At 53.9% G+C, this 20077-nt stretch carries 16 protein-coding genes and 4 tRNA genes; 19 read left to right on the forward strand and 1 reads right to left on the reverse strand.

The genetic code is table 11. The annotated features are described in order from the left end of the window. Positions 1–227: 227 nt before the first annotated feature. The 4 genes from FDX24_RS02550 (at position 228) to FDX24_RS02565 (ending at position 760) form a co-directional block, all read left to right on the forward strand. Positions 228–303: transfer RNA gene (locus FDX24_RS02550), tRNA-Gly, on the forward strand. A gap of 37 nt (positions 304–340) precedes the next feature. Further along, a tRNA-Gly gene (locus tag FDX24_RS02555) sits at positions 341–416 on the forward strand. Between the two features lie 37 nt (positions 417–453). After that, a tRNA-Gly gene (locus FDX24_RS02560) sits at positions 454–529 on the forward strand. Between the two features lie 155 nt (positions 530–684). After that, positions 685–760, forward strand: a tRNA-Gly gene (locus FDX24_RS02565). A 269-nt stretch (positions 761–1029) separates the two neighbouring features. Here FDX24_RS02565 and queG read toward each other — a convergent pair. Next, positions 1030–2169 (reverse strand): tRNA epoxyqueuosine(34) reductase QueG, encoded by a 1140-nt coding sequence (queG, locus tag FDX24_RS02570; RefSeq protein WP_137363779.1) that lies wholly within the window; start codon positions 2167–2169, stop codon positions 1030–1032. Here queG and nnr point away from each other — a divergent pair. The 15 genes from nnr to FDX24_RS02645 all read left to right on the forward strand — a co-directional run bounded on the left by nnr (position 2168) and on the right by FDX24_RS02645 (position 19998). Further along, the gene (gene nnr / locus FDX24_RS02575) at positions 2168–3715 is read left to right on the forward strand and encodes a bifunctional ADP-dependent NAD(P)H-hydrate dehydratase/NAD(P)H-hydrate epimerase (protein ID WP_137363780.1); all 1548 of its coding nucleotides are present in this window, start codon (positions 2168–2170) and stop codon (positions 3713–3715) included. The two genes, queG and nnr, sit on opposite strands and share 2 nt — an antisense overlap. Further along, positions 3687–4148, forward strand: coding sequence for a tRNA (adenosine(37)-N6)-threonylcarbamoyltransferase complex ATPase subunit type 1 TsaE (gene tsaE / locus FDX24_RS02580; RefSeq protein WP_137363781.1), 462 nt, complete (start codon positions 3687–3689; stop codon positions 4146–4148). The genes nnr and tsaE overlap by 29 nt, the downstream gene beginning before the upstream one ends. Before the next feature lie 16 nt (positions 4149–4164). Next, the gene (gene amiB, locus FDX24_RS02585; RefSeq protein ID WP_121585373.1) at positions 4165–5493 is read left to right on the forward strand and encodes an N-acetylmuramoyl-L-alanine amidase AmiB; all 1329 of its coding nucleotides are present in this window, start codon (positions 4165–4167) and stop codon (positions 5491–5493) included. A 9-nt stretch (positions 5494–5502) separates the two neighbouring features. Then, positions 5503–7371 carry a DNA mismatch repair endonuclease MutL gene (gene mutL / locus FDX24_RS02590; RefSeq protein ID WP_137363782.1) on the forward strand — a complete coding sequence of 623 codons (1869 nt, stop codon included), beginning with the start codon at positions 5503–5505 and terminating at the stop codon, positions 7369–7371. Next, complete coding sequence (gene miaA / locus FDX24_RS02595; protein ID WP_137363783.1) at positions 7364–8314, forward strand: tRNA (adenosine(37)-N6)-dimethylallyltransferase MiaA; 951 nt, start codon at positions 7364–7366, stop codon at positions 8312–8314. The genes mutL and miaA overlap by 8 nt, the downstream gene beginning before the upstream one ends. 84 nt (positions 8315–8398) lie before the next feature. Continuing rightward, positions 8399–8707, forward strand: coding sequence for an RNA chaperone Hfq (gene hfq / locus FDX24_RS02600; protein ID WP_003025584.1), 309 nt, complete (start codon positions 8399–8401; stop codon positions 8705–8707). 74 nt (positions 8708–8781) lie between these two features. Next, the gene (gene hflX / locus FDX24_RS02605; RefSeq protein WP_003025589.1) at positions 8782–10062 is read left to right on the forward strand and encodes a ribosome rescue GTPase HflX; all 1281 of its coding nucleotides are present in this window, start codon (positions 8782–8784) and stop codon (positions 10060–10062) included. A 189-nt stretch (positions 10063–10251) separates the two neighbouring features. Continuing rightward, complete coding sequence (hflK, locus tag FDX24_RS02610) at positions 10252–11505, forward strand: FtsH protease activity modulator HflK (protein ID WP_101742906.1); 1254 nt, start codon at positions 10252–10254, stop codon at positions 11503–11505. A 2-nt stretch (positions 11506–11507) separates the two neighbouring features. After that, on the forward strand, positions 11508–12512 hold the full coding sequence (gene hflC, locus FDX24_RS02615) for a protease modulator HflC (protein WP_005122169.1): 1005 nt from the start codon (positions 11508–11510) through the stop codon (positions 12510–12512). Between the two features lie 82 nt (positions 12513–12594). Further along, positions 12595–12792: a DUF2065 family protein gene (locus FDX24_RS02620; protein ID WP_137363784.1), complete on the forward strand. Its 198-nt coding sequence runs from the start codon at positions 12595–12597 to the stop codon at positions 12790–12792. 102 nt (positions 12793–12894) lie between these two features. Beyond that, positions 12895–14193, forward strand: coding sequence for an adenylosuccinate synthase (gene purA, locus FDX24_RS02625; RefSeq protein ID WP_048212891.1), 1299 nt, complete (start codon positions 12895–12897; stop codon positions 14191–14193). Between the two features lie 216 nt (positions 14194–14409). Beyond that, positions 14410–14835: a nitric oxide-sensing transcriptional repressor NsrR gene (gene nsrR, locus FDX24_RS02630; protein WP_005134424.1), complete on the forward strand. Its 426-nt coding sequence runs from the start codon at positions 14410–14412 to the stop codon at positions 14833–14835. 156 nt (positions 14836–14991) lie between these two features. Continuing rightward, complete coding sequence (gene rnr, locus FDX24_RS02635) at positions 14992–17454, forward strand: ribonuclease R (protein ID WP_048212890.1); 2463 nt, start codon at positions 14992–14994, stop codon at positions 17452–17454. Positions 17455–17524: 70 nt separating this feature from the next. Continuing rightward, positions 17525–18256, forward strand: coding sequence for a 23S rRNA (guanosine(2251)-2'-O)-methyltransferase RlmB (rlmB, locus tag FDX24_RS02640; protein WP_003830482.1), 732 nt, complete (start codon positions 17525–17527; stop codon positions 18254–18256). 119 nt (positions 18257–18375) lie between these two features. Continuing rightward, positions 18376–19998, forward strand: a complete 1623-nt coding sequence (locus FDX24_RS02645; protein ID WP_121585377.1) for an isovaleryl-CoA dehydrogenase — start codon at positions 18376–18378, stop codon at positions 19996–19998. Positions 19999–20077: the final 79 nt, after the last annotated feature.

Below are 20077 nucleotides of genomic sequence, written 5' to 3' on the forward strand. Positions count from 1 at the left end.
GGGTGGCGGCTACGCCTTACCCGGCTTACGAATATCGTTCCTGTGAGCTTGCACTGAGGCAGAATTGTCGCTAAATTAGACGACTTGCCGATAAATTCAGCACTTAAACAGAAAAATGAGAAAATCGCTTTTCGGGGGGTTGCAGCTAAACGGATTTCTCGTATAATGCGCCTCCCGTAACGACAGAGAATTACGCGTTACGGCAGCAACAAAAGCAGTACAGATTTGCGGGAATAGCTCAGTTGGTAGAGCACGACCTTGCCAAGGTCGGGGTCGCGAGTTCGAGTCTCGTTTCCCGCTCCAAAATTTGAAAATGCTTGTAAAGCAAAGACACACCCAAGCGGGAATAGCTCAGTTGGTAGAGCACGACCTTGCCAAGGTCGGGGTCGCGAGTTCGAGTCTCGTTTCCCGCTCCAAAATTTGAAAATGCTTGTAAAGCAAAGACACACCCAAGCGGGAATAGCTCAGTTGGTAGAGCACGACCTTGCCAAGGTCGGGGTCGCGAGTTCGAGTCTCGTTTCCCGCTCCAAAATTTGAAAGTGCTTATAAGCACAGACCACCAATCGCAGGATTTCGAATTGCGACAAGGCGGCAACTGAATGAGTCCTTAGGAGCTTACTGAAGTAAGTGACTCAGGTGAATGAAGGCAGCCAACGCAGTAGCGGTTCGAAAGACGAAGATTATGCGGGAATAGCTCAGTTGGTAGAGCACGACCTTGCCAAGGTCGGGGTCGCGAGTTCGAGTCTCGTTTCCCGCTCCAAATTCTCACCCCAATAAAAATATCCACAGCGAATAATCGCGTTGGGGACGTTTTGTTTCGTCATTGACATACTCTTGTAAACAGACTTATCCACAGGCTCGGGTATTATTCCTGGAATACAAAAAACTTCGCTGGGTGAATAGTATCATTTTAACTATTTGAAATTATTGAACTAATTATCATTTCAAATTGTTAATGCGATCACTTGACGATTTTTTCCCTCTTGAATATCAATGTGTTTTTATTTTTATACACAAGCTGTGGATGACTTACGCGTCGCGCGGCAGACCCTTTTCAATGACCCTGACCAAACGTTGTTTCTTCGGTAACTGCACCTCAACTACGCAGGCATTTCGCTTCTCAATTTGCTGAGCAACCGCCCAGTCTATGTGTTCGTCGAGAAGTGGGTGCTCACCTCTGCGACTTTCCAGAGCGTGAATAACCGCGTCATCCCATGGGGCATTACCCAACGCAACGGCGATATTTCGCAGCCAGCGCAGGTGGCCAATACGGCGAATGGCAGAACCTTCCGTGACTTTTAAAAACCACGCTTCGCTCCAGCTAAACAGCTCTATCAACTCCGGAGCATGAAGTTGCTTGCGGGGGGAGAAGTCATCCTCTGTCGTCAACTGCGAATAGCGGTTCCATGGGCAAATGAGCTGACAATCATCGCAGCCGTAAATTCGATTCCCCAACAGAGGACGAAATTCTTCCGGGATAGCACCTTCCAGTTCGATAGTGAGATACGAGATACAGCGGCGCGCATCTACCGTGTAGGGTTCCACGATGGCCCCGGTGGGACAGATGGTCATACAGGCAGCGCACTTCCCGCATCCTTCTTCGACTGGCTTATCGACCGGCAGAGGCACGTCGATCAGTAATTCCCCGAGGAAGAAAAATGAACCCGCCTCGCGATTGAGAATAAGTGAGTGCTTACCTGTCCAGCCAAGTCCGGCTTTTTCCGCCAAAGGACGCTCAAGAATGGGCGCGGAATCGACAAAAGGTCTAAAATTCAGCGAAACGCAGTGCTGTTGAATCCTCTCCCCCAGCTTTTTTAAGCGGTTACGCAGTAGCTTATGGTAGTCGCGCCCAAGCGCGTAACGGCTGACGTAACCGAGTGAGGGGTTTTTCAACGTGCTGGCAAAGGCGGCATTAGCAGGCAGATAGTTCATACGGACGCTGATGACGCGTAGCGTACCGGGTAATAATTCGTGAGGTCGGGCGCGCATCATGCCGTGACGGGCCATCCAGTCCATCTCGCCGTGGTATTGTTTATCCAGCCAGGCCTGCAGTTTGGGCTCCGCTTCGCTGAGGTCGGTATCGGCAATACCGACCTGCTGAAAGCCAAGCTCCAGTCCCCACTGCTTAATATTTTGCGCTAACTGATTGAGATCGAGGGGCTCTGACATGACGGACCATACAATGAAGAAAAACCCCGCAAGTATACCACATTCCATCTGGCACGCCGATGACATCAGGCGGATGGAGCGAGAGGCGGCAGACAGTTTAGGGCTGACGTTGTATGAGCTGATGCAACGGGCGGGAGAGGCGGCGTTTCAGGTCACCCGCGAGGCCTATCCGAATGCCCAACACTGGCTGGTGCTCTGCGGTCATGGCAACAACGGCGGTGATGGTTACGTGGTGGCAAGGCTTGCCAAAGCGCAGGGGCTTGACGTTACGTTGCTGGCGCTCGAGAGTGATAAACCGCTCCCCGAGGAAGCGCGGCAGGCGCACGACGCCTGGCTTAACGCCGGTGGCGTGATTCATGCTGCGGATATTAACTGGCCAGACAGCGTGGACGTCATTATTGATGCGCTGTCAGGTACTGGCTTAAAAAACGCGCCGCGTGAACCTCTCCCGGCGTTGATCGAACGTGCCAATAGCCACCCAGCCCCTACAATCGCAATCGACATTCCATCCGGCCTACTGGCGCAGACAGGGGCGACGCCGGGGGCTGTCATCAACGCTGCGCACACCGTTACCTTTATTGCGCTCAAGCCTGGTCTGCTCACCGGTAAAGCACGCGATGTCACCGGACGTCTGCATGTTAACGCACTCGGGCTGGACGACTGGCTGGCGGGGCAGAACGCGCCATTGCAACGTTTTGATGCTCAACAGCTTGCACACTGGCTAACGCCGCGTCGTCCCACCTCACACAAAGGGTCCCACGGTCGGCTGGTGATTATCGGCGGCGACCACGGCACGGCAGGCGCAATACGCATGGCCGGTGAAGCGGCGCTGCGCGCAGGAGCCGGGCTGGTCAAAGTGCTGACGCGCAGTGAAAACATTGCGCCTGTTCTGACTGCCAGACCAGAACTGATGGTCGATGCGCTGACGCCGCAGACGCTGGAAGAGAGCCTGGCGTGGGCGGATGTGGTGGTGATAGGCCCTGGGCTTGGTCAGCAGGAGTGGGGCAAAAAAGCGCTGCAAAAAGTAGAGAATTTTCGCAAACCGATGCTCTGGGATGCGGATGCGCTGAACCTGCTGGCAATCAATCCCGATAAACGTCACAATCGCGTGATCACGCCGCATCCTGGTGAAGCCGCGCGGCTGCTGGGCTGTTCCATTGCAGAAATTGAAGACGATCGCTTACTTTGTGCGCAACGTCTGGTAAAACGGTACGGAGGCGTGGTTGTGCTGAAAGGCGCGGGTACGGTTGTTGCTGCTGAACAGGCTGAGCTGGGTATTATTGATACCGGCAATGCCGGGATGGCCAGCGGCGGAATGGGTGATGTGCTTTCCGGTATTATTGGCGCATTGCTCGGACAGAAGCTTACCCCGTATGATGCAGCCTGTGCGGGATGTGTTGCGCATGGTGCGGCAGCGGATGTGCTGGCGGCGCGTTTTGGTACGCGTGGCATGCTGGCGACAGATCTCTTTACCACGCTACAGCGTATTGTTAACCCTGATGTGATTGACGTTTATCATGATGAATCGAGTAATTCCACTACCTGATGAACAGGCGACTTTAGGCCTGGGACTGCGGGTAGCTAAAGCCTGTGACGGCGCGACGGTAATTTATTTGTACGGCGACCTGGGGGCGGGTAAAACCACTTTCAGCCGGGGATTCCTGCAGGCGTTAGGCCACAAAGGTAATGTAAAAAGCCCCACCTACACGCTGGTTGAACCCTATGCGCTCGATAATTTGATGGTATATCACTTCGATCTGTACCGACTTGCGGACCCGGAGGAGCTGGAATTTATGGGGATCCGCGATTATTTTGCCAATGATGCCATCTGCCTGGTGGAATGGCCGCAACAAGGTAAAGGTGTACTACCAGACCCGGACGTCGAAATACACATTGAATATCAGGCGCAAGGTCGTGAGGCGCGCGTAAGTGCTGTCTCCTCATCGGGTGAATTATTGCTGGCGCGTTTAGCCGATTAACCTTAAGGGTGGCGGGATGATTTATCGCATCAGAAACTGGCTGATGGCAACCCTGGTCCTGCTGTGCGCGCAGGCAGGGGCCGCCAGCCTCTCCGATCTTCAGGTTTCCAATGGCGATCAACAGGCGCGGATTACGCTGAGCTTTATTGGCGATCCTGAATACGCCGTGACTCAGGACGGGAAACGCACCGTCTCGTTGGATATTAAACAAACCGGTGTCATTCAGGGATTACCGCTGCTGTTTAGCGGCAATAATCTGGTGAAATCTATCCGTTCCGGCACGCCAAAAGATGCGCAGTCTCTGCGCCTGGTGGTGGATTTAACCGAGAACGGCAAAGCCGAAGCCGTTAAACGTCAGAACGGTGGCAATTATACCGTTGTGTTTACCATCAAAGCGGATGCGCCGCCGCCACCACCACCGCCAGTGGTGGCGAAGCGTGTTGAAGCGCCGGTTGTCGCCCCTCGTCCTGCCGAGCCTGCGCGTAACCCGTTTAAAGCGGAAAATGATCGCACGACGATCGTTACTAACAGTAATACCTCCACACGACCTGCGGCGCGCGCCAGCACCGGTAACGGCGATAAAGTGGTTATTGCCATTGATGCCGGACACGGCGGGCAGGATCCGGGGGCGATTGGCCCTGGCGGCACGCGTGAGAAAAACGTCACGATTGCCGTGGCGCGCAAACTGCGCAGCTTGCTCAATGATGACCCGATGTTTAAAGGGGTACTCACCCGTGATGGCGATTACTTTATCTCGGTGATGGGCCGTTCTGATGTTGCGCGTAAACAAAACGCCAATTTCCTGGTCTCTATTCATGCGGATGCCGCGCCAAACCGGGATGCCACCGGCGCTTCCGTCTGGGTTCTGTCAAACCGTCGGGCGAACAGTGAGATGGCCGGCTGGCTGGAACAGCACGAGAAGCAATCAGAGCTGTTGGGCGGCGCGGGCGATGTGCTGGCAAACAGCCAGTCCGATCCTTATCTCAGCCAGGCCGTGCTGGACCTGCAGTTCGGCCATTCGCAACGTGTCGGGTATGATGTGGCGACCAGCATGATCGGCCAGTTAGAACGTATTGGCTCGATGCATAAGCGTCGTCCTGAACACGCCAGTCTGGGGGTATTACGTTCGCCGGATATCCCGTCAGTGCTGGTTGAGACCGGCTTTATCAGTAACAACAGCGAAGAGCGTCTGTTGGCGAGTGATGATTATCAGCAGCAGCTGGCCGAGGCGATTTACAAAGGATTGCGTAACTATTTCCAGGCGCACCCGATGCAAACCGGGCCGCAGGGCGCACAGGCGCAAACCGCCAGTGCGGTATCGCCTGGTAACACGTTAACAAATTAAGGATTAGCCATGCCGATTCAGGTTCTACCGCCACAGCTGGCGAACCAGATTGCCGCAGGCGAGGTGGTAGAACGGCCTGCGTCAGTGGTGAAAGAGCTGGTGGAAAACAGCATTGATGCTGGTGCGACGCGCATTGATATTGATATAGAGCGCGGTGGTGCGAAGCTTATCCGTATTCGTGACAACGGCTGCGGGATTAAAAAAGACGAGCTGGCGTTGGCGCTGGCGCGTCATGCCACCAGTAAAATTGCCTCGCTTGACGATCTCGAGGCCATCGTGAGCCTCGGATTTCGCGGCGAAGCGCTGGCCAGTATCAGCTCCGTGTCTCGTTTAACCCTGACGTCGCGGACACAAGAGCAGCCTGAGGCCTGGCAAGCCTATGCTGAAGGGCGCGACATGGATGTGACGGTTAAACCTGCCGCGCATCCGGTGGGTACTACGCTGGAAGTGCTGGATCTGTTTTACAACACGCCAGCCCGACGCAAGTTTATGCGCACCGAGAAAACCGAATTTAACCACATCGACGAAATTATTCGCCGCATTGCGTTGGCGCGTTTCGATGTGACAATTAATTTGTCACACAACGGCAAAATGGTGCGCCAGTATCGTGCCGTAGCGGCGGATGGACAAAAAGAGCGTCGACTGGGCGCGATTTGCGGCACGCCGTTTCTGGAACATGCGCTGGCGATTGAATGGCAGCATGGCGATTTAACCCTGCGCGGCTGGGTGGCCGATCCGAACCACATAACGGCAGCGCTGGCGGAAATCCAGTACTGCTATGTGAATGGCCGGATGATGCGCGACCGGCTGATCAACCATGCTATCCGCCAGGCCTGTGAAGATAAGCTGGGAGCCGATCAACAACCCGCTTTTGTGCTGTATCTGGAAATCGACCCGCATCAGGTGGATGTTAACGTACATCCTGCCAAACATGAGGTCCGTTTTCATCAATCCCGCCTGGTGCACGATTTTATTTACCAGGGCGTGTTGAGCGTCCTGCAACAGCAGCTTGAAACATCGCTGCCGTTGGCTGACGACAATGAGCCTGCCCCAAGGCACATCCCGGAAAACCGTGTCGCCGCCGGACGTAACCATTTTGCCGAACCGACTCCCGCGCGCGAACCAGCGACACCGCGTTACTCTGCTTCCACTGGCGCTGGAAGCGGCAGTAGTGGCGCAGGCCGTCAGGCAGCGACCTGGCCGCATGCCCAGCCTGGATATCAAAAGCAGCAGGGCGAAATTTATCAGCGCCTGCTGCAGACACCGGCTCCAATGCACAAACCACCGGTCACTGAAGCGCCGGCAGCACCTCTTACCGGTAACAGTCAAGGGTTTGGAAGGGTGCTGACTATCGTAGGGACCGACTGTGCATTACTGGAAAGCGATAGCCAGATTCGGCTGCTGGCGTTACCTGTTGCGGAACGGTGGTTGCGGCAGGCGCAGCTTACGCCCGGCCAGGCCCCTGTTTGCGCTCAGCCATTGCTGATCCCGTTACGTCTAAAAGTCACCGCTGACGAAAAAGCAGCGTTGCAAAAAGGGCAGAGCCAACTGGCCGATTTGGGGATTGAATTTCAGCTGGATGCGCAGCATGTGACCATCCGGGCGGTGCCTTTACCCTTACGCCAACAAAATTTACAAATCTTGATTCCTGAACTGATAGGCTACCTGGCGCAGCAAACCGTATTCGAAGCGGGCAACATTGCGCAGTGGATTGCACGTAACCTGATGAGCGAGCATCCGCAGTGGAGTATGGCCCAGGCGATTACGCTGTTGGCGGATGTTGAGCGGCTATGCCCACAACTCGTGAAGGCACCGCCGGGTGGTCTGTTACAACCTGTTGATTTACATTCGGTAATGAACGCCCTGAAACATGAGTGATACCTGTAAGGCTAGCCTGCCAAAGGCGATTTTTTTGATGGGGCCAACGGCCTCCGGTAAAACAGCATTAGCAATTGAATTGCGTAAAGTTTTGCCCGTAGAGTTGATAAGCGTTGATTCCGCCCTTATTTACAAGGGGATGGATATCGGCACCGCGAAGCCTGATGCTGATGAATTGAAGGCCGCACCACACCGATTGCTGGATATTCGCGATCCGGCGCAAGCGTATTCTGCTGCGGATTTTCGTCGCGATGCGTTAGCTGAGATGGCCGACATCACCGCCGCGGGGCGTATCCCGTTGCTGGTGGGCGGCACAATGTTATATTTCAAAGCCTTGCTTGAAGGGCTGTCGCCGTTACCGTCGGCGGACCCGGAAGTCAGGGCCAGAATTGAGCAGCAGGCGGCAGAGCAGGGTTGGGACGCGTTACACCGACAGCTTCAGGACATCGATCCGGTGGCTGCGGCGCGTATTCATCCAAATGATCCGCAAAGACTTTCCCGGGCACTGGAAGTTTTTTTCATTTCGGGTAAAACTTTAACGGAGCTGACGCAAACGTCAGGAGATGCTTTGCCGTATGAGGTGCACCAGTTTGCAATCGCCCCGGCGAGCCGTGAACTGCTCCATCAGCGAATTGAGCAGCGTTTTCATCAGATGTTAGCTTCAGGTTTTGAAGCAGAAGTCCGGGCGCTTTTTGCCCGTGGAGATTTGCATACGGATTTGCCTTCCATTCGTTGTGTCGGGTATCGCCAGATGTGGTCATACATTGAAGGCGAAATTTCATACGATGAAATGGTTTATAGAGGTGTTTGCGCCACGAGGCAGTTGGCGAAGCGACAGGTAACCTGGTTGCGTGGTTGGGAAGGGGTGCACTGGCTTGACAGTGAAAAGCCTGACCAGGCGCGAAACGAAGTATTACAGGTTGTTGGTGCTATCGCGAACTGAATGTGTACAATTGAAACGTATCGTGCGCAATTTTTCAGAATCGAAAGGTTCAAAGTACAAATAAGCATATAAGGAAAAGAGAGAATGGCTAAGGGGCAATCTTTACAAGATCCGTTCCTGAACGCACTGCGTCGGGAACGTGTTCCAGTTTCTATTTATTTGGTGAATGGTATTAAGCTGCAAGGTCAAATCGAGTCTTTTGATCAGTTCGTGATCCTGTTGAAAAACACGGTCAGCCAGATGGTTTATAAGCACGCGATTTCTACTGTTGTCCCGTCTCGCCCGGTTTCTCATCACAGCAATAATGCCACCGGCGGCACTGGCAGCAACTACCATCACGGTAGCAACGCGCAAGGTTCATCTGCGCAACAGGACAGCGAAGAAACCGAATAAGGTTGTTAGCTGTTTTACACACGGGGAGCCAGCGATCCTGCGTTCCCCGTTGATATATATTAAGGGGTTGACGCTTGTTTGACCGTTATGATGCCGGTGAGCAGGCGGTACTGGTACACATCTATTTTTCGCAAGACAAAGATATGGAAGACCTCCAGGAGTTTGAATCTCTGGTTTCTTCCGCCGGTGTCGAAGCAATGCAGGTGATTACCGGGAGCCGTAAAGCACCGCACCCGAAGTATTTTGTTGGTGAAGGTAAGGCAATCGAAATTGCCGAAGCCGTAAAAGCGACTGGCGCTGCGGTGGTGATTTTTGATCATGCTCTAAGCCCTGCCCAGGAACGTAACCTGGAACAGTTGTGCCAGTGTCTTGTTATCGACAGGACTGGTCTTATTTTAGATATTTTTGCCCAGCGTGCGCGCACCCATGAGGGTAAGTTGCAGGTTGAGCTGGCGCAGTTGCGCCATATGGCTACACGCCTGGTCCGTGGCTGGACTCACCTTGAAAGGCAAAAGGGCGGGATTGGTTTGCGTGGTCCGGGTGAAACCCAGCTCGAAACCGACCGTCGTTTGCTGCGTAATCGCATTTTGCAAATACAGTCGCGCCTGGAAAAAGTTGAAAAGCAACGTGAGCAGGGGCGGCAGTCGCGCAAGAAAGCGGATGTCCCAACCGTATCACTGGTGGGATATACCAACGCCGGAAAATCCACCCTGTTCAACCAGATAACCGAAGCCCGGGTCTACGCAGCGGACCAGCTGTTTGCGACCCTGGATCCGACGCTGCGTCGAATAGACGTAGCGGATGTCGGTGAAACCGTGCTGGCGGATACCGTAGGGTTTATCCGTCATTTACCGCACGACCTGGTGGCGGCGTTTAAGGCCACTTTGCAGGAGACTCGTCAGGCGACCTTGCTGTTGCACGTCATTGATGCAGCAGATTTTCGTGTGCAGGAAAACATCGAGGCCGTCGACACGGTGCTCGAAGAGATCGATGCGCATGAGATCCCGACTCTGTTGGTGATGAATAAAATCGATATGCTGGATGATTTTGAACCGCGTATCGACAGAGATGAAGAGAATAAACCGATTCGCGTTTGGGTTTCAGCGCAAACGGGAATAGGTATACCACAGCTTTTTCAGGCTTTGACAGAGCGACTTTCCGGTGAGGTTGCGCAACATACGTTGCGTTTGCCGCCGCAGGAAGGGCGACTGAGAAGCCGGTTTTACCAACTTCAGGCAATAGAGAAAGAGTGGATGGAGGAGGACGGCAGCGTAGGTCTGCAGGTTCGTATGCCGATCGTAGACTGGCGTCGCCTCTGTAAACAAGAACCGGCACTGGAAGACTATGTTGTCTGACCTGACGGATATGGCCTGAAGATTTTTTCGCCTCTATTCCTCGTGGATTTTATGCGGCAGAAAGGCGGCAAGTCCTGAAATCTCCAGGTGCATAGTCAACTATGTGACTGGGGTTGAAAGATGTAGCCAACGCATCTGCAGCGCAAAAAACGCAGGTATAGCATCGCATAACAAATATGGAGCACAAACATGGCGTGGAATCAGCCCGGTAATAACGGACAAGACCGCGACCCCTGGGGAAGCAGCAAACCTGGCGGCAACCCAGAGGGAAATGGAAACAAAGGTGGTCGCGATCAGGGACCTCCCGATCTGGATGATATCTTCCGCAAACTGAGTAAAAAACTCGGTGGTTTGGGTGGCGGTAAAGGTACGGGTTCTGGTGGTGGTAGTTCATCACAAGGCCCGCGTCCGCAACTGGGCGGCCGAGTCTTTACTATTGCAGCGGCAGCTATCGTCATTATCTGGGCGGCCAGCGGTTTCTACACCATTAAAGAAGCGGAACGTGGCGTGGTGACACGCTTCGGTAAATTCAGCCATCTGGTTGAGCCGGGTCTGAACTGGAAACCGACCTTTATCGACGAAGTGACCCCGGTCAACGTGGAAGCTGTGCGTGAACTCGCCGCATCCGGCGTGATGCTGACATCAGACGAAAACGTCGTGCGCGTTGAAATGAACGTGCAGTACCGTGTGACCGATCCGCAGCGTTACCTGTTTAGCGTAACCAGCGCGGATGACAGTCTGCGTCAGGCAACCGACAGCGCCCTGCGTGGGGTCATCGGTAAATACACCATGGATCGTATCCTGACTGAAGGGCGTACCGTTATCCGTAGCGATACCCAGCGTGAACTGGAAGAAACGATCCGTCCGTACAACATGGGTATCACCTTGCTGGACGTCAACTTCCAGGCAGCACGTCCGCCGGAAGAAGTAAAAGCCGCGTTTGACGATGCTATCGCAGCACGTGAAAACGAGCAGCAGTACATCCGTGAAGCAGAAGCGTACACCAACGAAGTTCAGCCGCGTGCAAACGGTCAGGCTCAGCGTATCCTGGAAGAAGCGCGTGCGTATAAGACTCAGACCATCCTGGAAGCACAGGGTGAAGTGGCTCGTTTCGCAAAAATTCTGCCGGAATATAAAGCCGCACCGCAGATTACTCGCGAGCGTCTGTATATCGAAACCATGGAAAAAGTGCTGAGCCATACCCGTAAAGTACTGGTTAACGATAAGGGCAGCAATCTGATGGTTCTGCCGTTGGATCAGATGCTGAAAGGTGGTAATGCGCCAGCAGCGAAGAGCGACAGCAGTTCAAACCTGTTGCGTCTGCCGCCAGCAACGTCTTCCAGCACTGGGGCAAGCAACACCTCGTCCACCAGTCAGGGCGATATTATGGACCAACGCCGCGCGAACGCGCAGCGTAACGACTACCAGCGTCAGGGGGAATAACGATGCGTAAGTCAGTTATTGCGATTATCATCATCGTTCTGGTAGTTCTGTTCATGTCTGTCTTTGTGGTCAAAGAAGGCGAGCGCGGTATTACACTGCGCTTTGGTAAAGTTCTGCGTGACGATGACAACAAGCCGCTGGTCGTTGCACCAGGCCTGCACTTCAAGATTCCGTTTATTGAATCTGTGAAGATGCTGGATGCGCGTATTCAGACCATGGACAACCAGGCCGATCGCTTTGTCACCAAAGAGAAGAAAGACCTGATCGTTGACTCCTACATCAAGTGGCGCATCAGTGACTTTAGCCGTTACTATCTGGCAACGGGCGGTGGCGATGTTTCTCAGGCGGAAGTGCTGTTGAAACGTAAGTTCTCTGACCGTCTGCGTTCTGAAATTGGTCGTCTGGACGTGAAAGACATCGTTACCGATTCTCGCGGTCGTCTGACCCTGGAAGTCCGTGACGCGCTGAACTCCGGTTCTGCTGGCACGGAAGATGAAGTCGCGACGCCGGCGGCGGATAGCGCGATAGCCGAAGCGGCTGAACGTGTGCAGGCAGAAACGAACGGTAAAGTTCCGGTCATCAACCCGAACAGTATGGCGGCACTGGGTATCGAAGTGGTCGATGTGCGTATCAAGCAAATCAACCTGCCAGCTGAAGTGTCCGAGGCTATTTACAACCGTATGCGCGCTGAGCGTGAAGCGGTAGCGCGTCGCCATCGTTCACAAGGTCAGGAAGAAGCGGAAAAACTGCGTGCAACAGCGGACTATGAAGTCACTAAAACGCTGGCAGAATCTGAGCGCCAGGGCCGCATCATGCGCGGTGAAGGTGATGCAGAAGCCGCTAAATTGTTTGCCGATGCGTTCAGCCAGGATCCTGACTTCTATGCCTTCATCCGTAGCCTGCGCGCTTACGAGAAGAGTTTCGAAGGAAACCAGGATGTGATGGTCATGAGCCCGGACAGCGATTTCTTCCGTTACATGAAGACGCCGAATAGCGCAACACGCTAAAATAGCTCCAGCGGTTTTAGACCAGCAAAACCACCGGCATCCCCAGGGATGCGGTGGTTTTCTTTTTATATAAGGACGATGGATGAATTCAACAATTTTGCTGGCGCTCGCACTGGTTTTGGTGCTGGAAGGGCTGGGCCCGATGCTTTATCCCAGCGCGTGGAAGAAAATGATCTCCGCAATGGTGCAACTTCCCGAAAATACTTTGCGTCGTTTTGGCGGAGGTCTTGTGGTTGCGGGCGTTGTGGTCTACTACATGTTGAGGAAAACGATTGGCTGATCAATAAGTAGCCTATTTTGCGGATTTTCGCATGCAAAAAGTGCTGTATATCTGAAAAAGCGGTGGTAGAATCCATTTTTAAGCAAACGGTGATTTTGAAAAATGGGTAACAACGTCGTCGTACTGGGCACCCAATGGGGTGACGAAGGTAAAGGGAAGATCGTCGATCTTCTGACTGAACGGGCTAAATATGTTGTGCGCTACCAGGGCGGTCACAACGCAGGCCATACTCTCGTAATCAACGGTGAAAAAACCGTCCTCCATCTTATTCCATCAGGTATTCTTCGCGAGAATGTAACCAGCATCATCGGTAACGGTGTTGTACTGTCTCCGTCTGCGCTGATGAAAGAGATGAAAGGGCTGGAAGATCGTGGTATCCCGGTTCGTGAGCGCCTGCTGCTGTCTGAAGCGTGTCCGCTGATCCTTGATTATCATGTTGCGTTGGATAACGCTCGTGAGAAAGCGCGCGGTGAGAAAGCGATCGGCACCACCGGTCGTGGTATCGGCCCGGCTTATGAAGATAAAGTGGCTCGTCGCGGTCTGCGCGTTGGCGATCTGTTTGATAAAGCAACTTTCGCTGAAAAACTGAAAGAAGTGATGGAATATCACAACTTCCAGCTGGTGAATTTCTATAAAGTTGAAGCAGTTGACTACCAGAAAGTGCTGGATGACGTGATGGCAATTGCCGACATCCTGACATCTATGGTTGTTGATGTTTCCGATCTGCTGGACCAGGCGCGTAAGCGTGGCGATTTCGTCATGTTCGAAGGTGCGCAGGGTACGCTGCTGGATATTGACCACGGTACCTATCCGTACGTAACGTCTTCCAACACCACCGCAGGTGGCGTGGCAACCGGCTCCGGCCTGGGTCCGCGTTATGTGGACTACGTTCTGGGTATCATCAAAGCTTACTCTACACGTGTCGGTGCGGGTCCGTTCCCGACTGAGCTGTTTGATGACGTTGGCGAGTTCCTGTGCAAACAAGGTAACGAGTATGGCGCGACCACCGGTCGTCGTCGTCGCACCGGTTGGCTGGACTCCGTTGCTGTGCGTCGCGCAGTACAGATTAACTCCCTGTCTGGCTTCTGCCTGACCAAACTGGACGTACTGGACGGTTTGAAAGAGGTGAAAATCTGTGTCGCTTACCGTATGCCGGATGGTCGTGAAGTCACGACGACTCCGCTGGCAGCTGACGACTGGAAAGGTATTGAGCCGATTTACGAAACCATGCCGGGCTGGTCTGAATCTACCTTCGGCGTGAAGGACCGTAGCGGTCTGCCGCAGGCAGCACTGAACTACATCAAGCGTATTGAAGAACTGACCGGTGTGCCGATTGATATTATCTCAACTGGCCCAGACCGTACTGAAACCATGATCCTGCGCGACCCGTTCGACGCATAATTCTGGTTATAGCGTGGCGTCGAATGGCGCTGCGCTTGCACTATCTTAGGCCGGATGGAGTGCTTTGCAGCAGCATTCGGCTTAAAATCACGTAAGTTCCTCGCTTTTTTCCTTCCTGAACTGAAATAAATTAGCGACCTGGCTGGTGGCTGGTTTATCATCAATATAATTAATACCACCAGGTTTATCCGTTTTATCCCTTTTCCTGAGGTTGATGTGCAGTTAACAAGTTTCACCGATTACGGATTACGTGCGCTAATCTACATGGCGTCACTTCCCGAAGGACGTATGACCAGTATTTCTGAGGTGACAGAAGTCTACGGCGTGTCCCGTAATCATATGGTCAAAATAATCAATCAACTTAGCCGGGCGGGCTTTGTTACTGCTATCCGTGGAAAAAATGGCGGTATCCGCCTGGGCAAACCGGCTAAAGCTATTGGTATTGGTGATGTGGTTCGCGAGCTGGAACCGCTATCGTTGGTCAATTGTAGCAGCGAGTTTTGCCACATTACCCCAGCCTGTCGACTCAAACAGGCGCTTTCTAAGGCAGTGCAAAGTTTTCTCACGGAACTGGACAACTACACACTTGCTGATTTGGTTGAAGAAAATCAACCGCTTTATAAATTATTGCTGGTGGAGTAATGAAGTCCAAAGTATTTCGCGTCGCATCGCGGCGGCAACTGAGCGACTCCCGGGAGCTTACAAAAGTAAGTGACTGAGGGGGAGCAAAGGCAGCCAACAAAGAGGCGTCGTGAAAGACGAAGGAATTCCATCAGAGCTGACAATGGAGGAACCTCGATGTCACAAGATCCTTTCCAGGAACGCGAAGCAGAAAAATACGCGAATCCTATCCCGAGCCGGGAATTTATCCTCGAACATTTAACTAAACGTGAAAAACCGGCCAACCGCGATGAGCTGGCCGCTGAACTCAACATTGAAGGTGAAGAGCAGCAAGAAGCGCTGCGTCGCCGCCTGCGCGCCATGGAGCGTGACGGGCAACTGGTCTTCACCCGCCGTCAGTGCTATGCGCTGCCAGAACGTCTTGACCTGCTGAAAGGCACCGTTATTGGCCACCGTGATGGCTACGGCTTTCTGCGCGTTGAAGGCCGCAAAGATGACCTGTACCTGTCCAGCGAGCAGATGAAAACCTGCATTCATGGCGATCAGGTACTGGCACAGCCGCTGGGCGCGGACCGTAAAGGTCGTCGCGAAGCGCGTATTGTGCGCGTCCTGGTGCCAAAAACCAGCCAGATTGTTGGTCGCTACTTCACCGACGCTGGCGTTGGGTTTGTTGTCCCTGACGACAGCCGCCTGAGCTTCGATATCCTGATCCCGCCGGAAGAGGTGATGGGGGCTCGTATGGGCTTTGTGGTGGTGGTTGAACTCACCCAGCGCCCGACTCGCCGTACCAAAGCGGTGGGTAAAATTGTTGAAGTGCTGGGCGATAATATGGGCACCAGCATGGCCGTTGATATGGCTCTGCGAACTCATGAAATTCCCTATATCTGGCCGCAGGCTGTTGAGAAACAGGTCGCCGGACTGAAAGAAGAAGTGCCGGAAGAGGCGAAAATAGGACGTGTCGATCTGCGCGACCTGCCGCTGGTGACTATCGATGGCGAAGATGCGCGTGATTTCGATGATGCCGTCTATTGCGAGAAGAAACGTGGCGGCGGCTGGCGTTTATGGGTGGCGATTGCTGACGTCAGTTATTACGTTCGCCCGCCGACTCCGCTGGACCAGGAAGCCCGCAGCCGTGGCACATCCGTTTACTTCCCGTCGCAGGTTGTTCCGATGCTGCCGGAAGTGCTGTCTAACGGATTGTGTTCGCTCAACCCGCAGGTGGACAGGTTGTGTATGGTCTGCGAAATGACCATTTCGTCGAAAGGCCGTTTAACCGGCTTTAAATTCTACGAAGCGGTCATGAGTTCCCATGCTCGTCTGACTTACACCAAGGTCTGGCACATGCTGCAGGGCGACCAGGAACTGCGTGAGCAGTACGCGCCGTTGGTTAAACACATTGAAGAGCTGCACAACCTCTACAAAGTGCTGGATAAAGCCCGTGAAGAGCGTGGTGGTATCTCGTTTGAAAGTGAAGAGGCGAAGTTTATCTTCAATGCTGAACGCCGTATTGAGCGTATTGAGCAGACGCAGCGTAACGACGCGCACAAGCTGATTGAAGAGTGCATGATCATGGCGAACATCTCAGCGGCGCGATTCGTTGAGAAAGCCAAAGAGCCCGCGCTGTTCCGTATTCACGATAAGCCGACGACCGAAGCGATTAACTCGTTCCGTTCCGTGCTGGCGGAGCTGGGTCTGGAGCTGCCTGGCGGCAACAAACCGGAGCCACGTGATTACGCGGAACTGCTGGAGTCGATTGCTGACCGACCTGACGCAGAAATGCTGCAAACCATGCTGCTGCGTTCGATGAAGCAGGCGATTTACGATCCGGAAAACCGTGGTCACTTCGGCCTGGCGCTGCAATCTTATGCACACTTTACTTCACCGATCCGTCGTTACCCGGATCTCTCCTTGCACCGGGCGATTAAGTATCTGCTGGCGCAGGAGCAGGGCCATAAAGGCAACACCACGGAAACGGGTGGCTACCATTATTCGATGGAAGAGATGCTGCAACTGGGTCAGCATTGTTCGATGGCCGAGCGCCGTGCTGACGAAGCCACACGCGATGTCTCTGACTGGCTGAAGTGCGACTTCATGCTGGATCAGGTGGGGAATGTCTTCAAAGGCGTGATTGCCAGCGTGACGGGTTTTGGCTTCTTTGTCCGCCTTGATGAGCTGTTTATCGATGGTCTGGTGCATGTCTCCTCCCTGGATAACGACTACTATCGTTTCGACCAGGTTGGGCAGCGCCTGACGGGGGAATCCAGCGGTCAAATGTATCGCTTGGGCGATCGGGTGGAAGTCCGTGTGGAAGCTGTCAATATGGACGAGCGTAAAATCGACTTCAGTTTGATCTCCAGCGAACGTGCGCCGCGCAATGAAGGTAAAACCGCGCGCGAAAAAGCGAAAAAAGGCGATGCGGGTAAAAATACCGGTAAACGTCGTCAGATGGGCAAAAAGGTGAATTTCGAGCCGGACAGCGCTTTCCGCGGCGAGAAGAAAGGCAGAGCCAAACCTCAGGCGGATAAGAAAGCGGCTGAGAAGAAAGGCGATAAAAAAGCGAAAAAGCCATCGGCAAAAACGCTTAAAATCGCTGCCGCCACCAAAGCTAAACGTGCGGCGAAAAAGAGCGTCGCACAATAACCGCCACAAACAGTAAGTCGGGCAACCCCGCGTTGCCCGCGTTACGCATAAACTATTAACGAGTACATTCATGAGTGAAATGATTTACGGCATCCATGCGGTGCAGGCTTTGCTGGAACGTGCGCCGGAGCGCTTCCAGGACGTCTTTATTCTCAAAGGTCGTGAAGATAAACGCCTGCTGCCGCTGATCCACGCACTGGAAGCACAGGGTGTTGTCATCCAGTTGGCTAACCGCCAGTTCCTGGATGAGAAAAGCGAGGGTGCGGTACATCAGGGAATTATTGCTCGCGTGAAACCGGGTCGTCAGTACCAGGAAAACGATCTGCCGGATCTGATTGCTACACTCGATCAGCCGTTCTTTTTGATCCTCGATGGCGTCACCGACCCGCATAACCTGGGCGCATGTTTGCGTAGCGCCGATGCTGCCGGCGTGCATGCGGTTATCGTACCGAAGGATCGTTCTGCGCAGCTGAATGCGACGGCGAAAAAAGTCGCCTGTGGCGCGGCAGAAAGCGTACCGCTGATCCGCGTGACCAACCTGGCGCGCACCATGCGTATGTTGCAGGAAGAGAACATCTGGATCGTTGGTACCGCAGGCGAAGCTGACCATACGTTGTATCAGAGCAAAATGACCGGACGTCTGGCGCTGGTAATGGGTGCAGAGGGCGAAGGTATGCGCCGTCTGACCCGTGAACACTGTGATGAACTGATCAGCATCCCAATGGCCGGGAGCGTTTCATCGCTTAACGTCTCTGTTGCGACGGGAATTTGCCTGTTTGAAGCTGTTCGTCAACGCGGGTAATTGATTCCTCCTTCTCTTAAGCCATCCTTCGGGATGGCTTTTTTGTGACCTTAATCCCAGGCACTCTCTTCTCTGACTGGCCATACTTAAGGCGACGGCCATTGACGGAGGGAGACACAATGCACTGGCAAACGCATACCGTTTTTAACCAACCTGTACCGCTCAATAACAGCAACTTATACCTGTCAGATGGCGCACTGTGCGAAGCGGTCAATCGCGAAGGCGCAGCTTGGGACAGCGATCTCCTCGCCAGTATTGGTCAGCAGTTAGGGACTGCAGAATCGCTCGAATTGGGTCGGTTAGCTAACGCTTATCCACCCGAACTGTTGCGCTACGACCCGCAGGGGCAGCGGCTGGATGATGTGCGGTTTCATCCCGCCTGGCATTTGCTGATGCAGGGATTGTGCGCCAACCGCGTACATAACCTGGCCTGGGAAGAGGAGGCCAGGCAGGGCTCGTTTGTTGCCCGGGCTGCCCGTTTCATGCTGCATGCGCAGGTGGAAGCGGGCACCTTGTGTCCGGTGACCATGACGTTTGCCGCCACGCCGCTGTTGCTCCAAATGTTACCTGCACAATTTCACGACTGGTTGACGCCGCTGCTAAGCGACCGTTATGACTCGCATTTACTGCCCGGAGGGCAAAAGCGTGGGTTGCTGATCGGTATGGGGATGACGGAGAAGCAGGGTGGCTCAGATGTGCTGAGCAATACCACTCAGGCAGAACGTCTTGCAGACGGCGCGTATCGGCTGGTGGGACATAAGTGGTTTTTCTCCGTACCGCAAAGCGATGCCCATTTGGTGCTGGCCCAGGCAAAGGGCGGTTTATCCTGTTTTTTTGTACCGCGATTTTTACCCGATGGGAGCCGGAATGCGATTTGCCTTGAACGACTGAAAGATAAGTTAGGCAACCGCTCCAACGCCAGCTGCGAGGTTGAATTCCACGATGCGATCGGCTGGCTATTGGGTGAAGAAGGGGAAGGTATCCGCCATATCCTGAAAATGGGCGGGATGACGCGTTTTGACTGCGCGCTCGGCAGCCACGGCATGATGCGACGTGCTTTTTCCGTGGCGATTTACCATGCGCATCAGCGGCAGGTATTTGGTAAACCTTTGATCGAACAACCGATGATGCGTCAGGTACTAAGCCGAATGGCGTTGCAACTGGAAGGGCAGACCGCGCTACTGTTTCGGCTGGCGCGAGCCTGGGATCGTCGTACCGATACGAAAGAAGCGCTGTGGGCCAGATTATTCACACCCGCAGCGAAATTTGCCATCTGCAAAAATGGCATGCCGTTCGTTGCCGAGGCGATGGAAGTACTGGGCGGGATTGGCTACTGCGAGGAGAGCGAGCTACCGCGCCTGTACCGTGAGATGCCGGTAAACAGTATCTGGGAAGGCTCCGGCAACATTATGTGCCTTGATGTATTGCGGGTACTTACAAAACAACCCGGCATCTACGATATGCTCAGCGAAGCCTTTGCGGAGGTAAAGGGACAAGATCGGCATTACGATCGAATGGTGCGCAAGCTGCAGCAGCATTTACGTAAACCCAGCGAGGAGTTGGGACGGGAGATTACGCAGCAATTGTTCCTGCTCGGCTGCGGGGCGCAGATGTTGCGTTATGCCTCTCCGCCAGTGGCGCAGGCCTGGTGTCAGATGATGCTTGATACGCGTGGTGTAACACAGTTTTCTGCACAGGTGCAGGGTGATTTGCTGCTGCGGGCGACGGGAGGAATACGGTAATACTATGCCAGATGGCGATGCTGTCGCGTCGTATCCTGTCTACGTTCAATTGTAGTGGCACAGTAAATTTGGCCACCTG

The organism is Citrobacter sp. wls716, assembly GCF_005280975.1.
Taxonomy (GTDB): Bacteria; Pseudomonadota; Gammaproteobacteria; order Enterobacterales; family Enterobacteriaceae; genus Citrobacter; species Citrobacter youngae.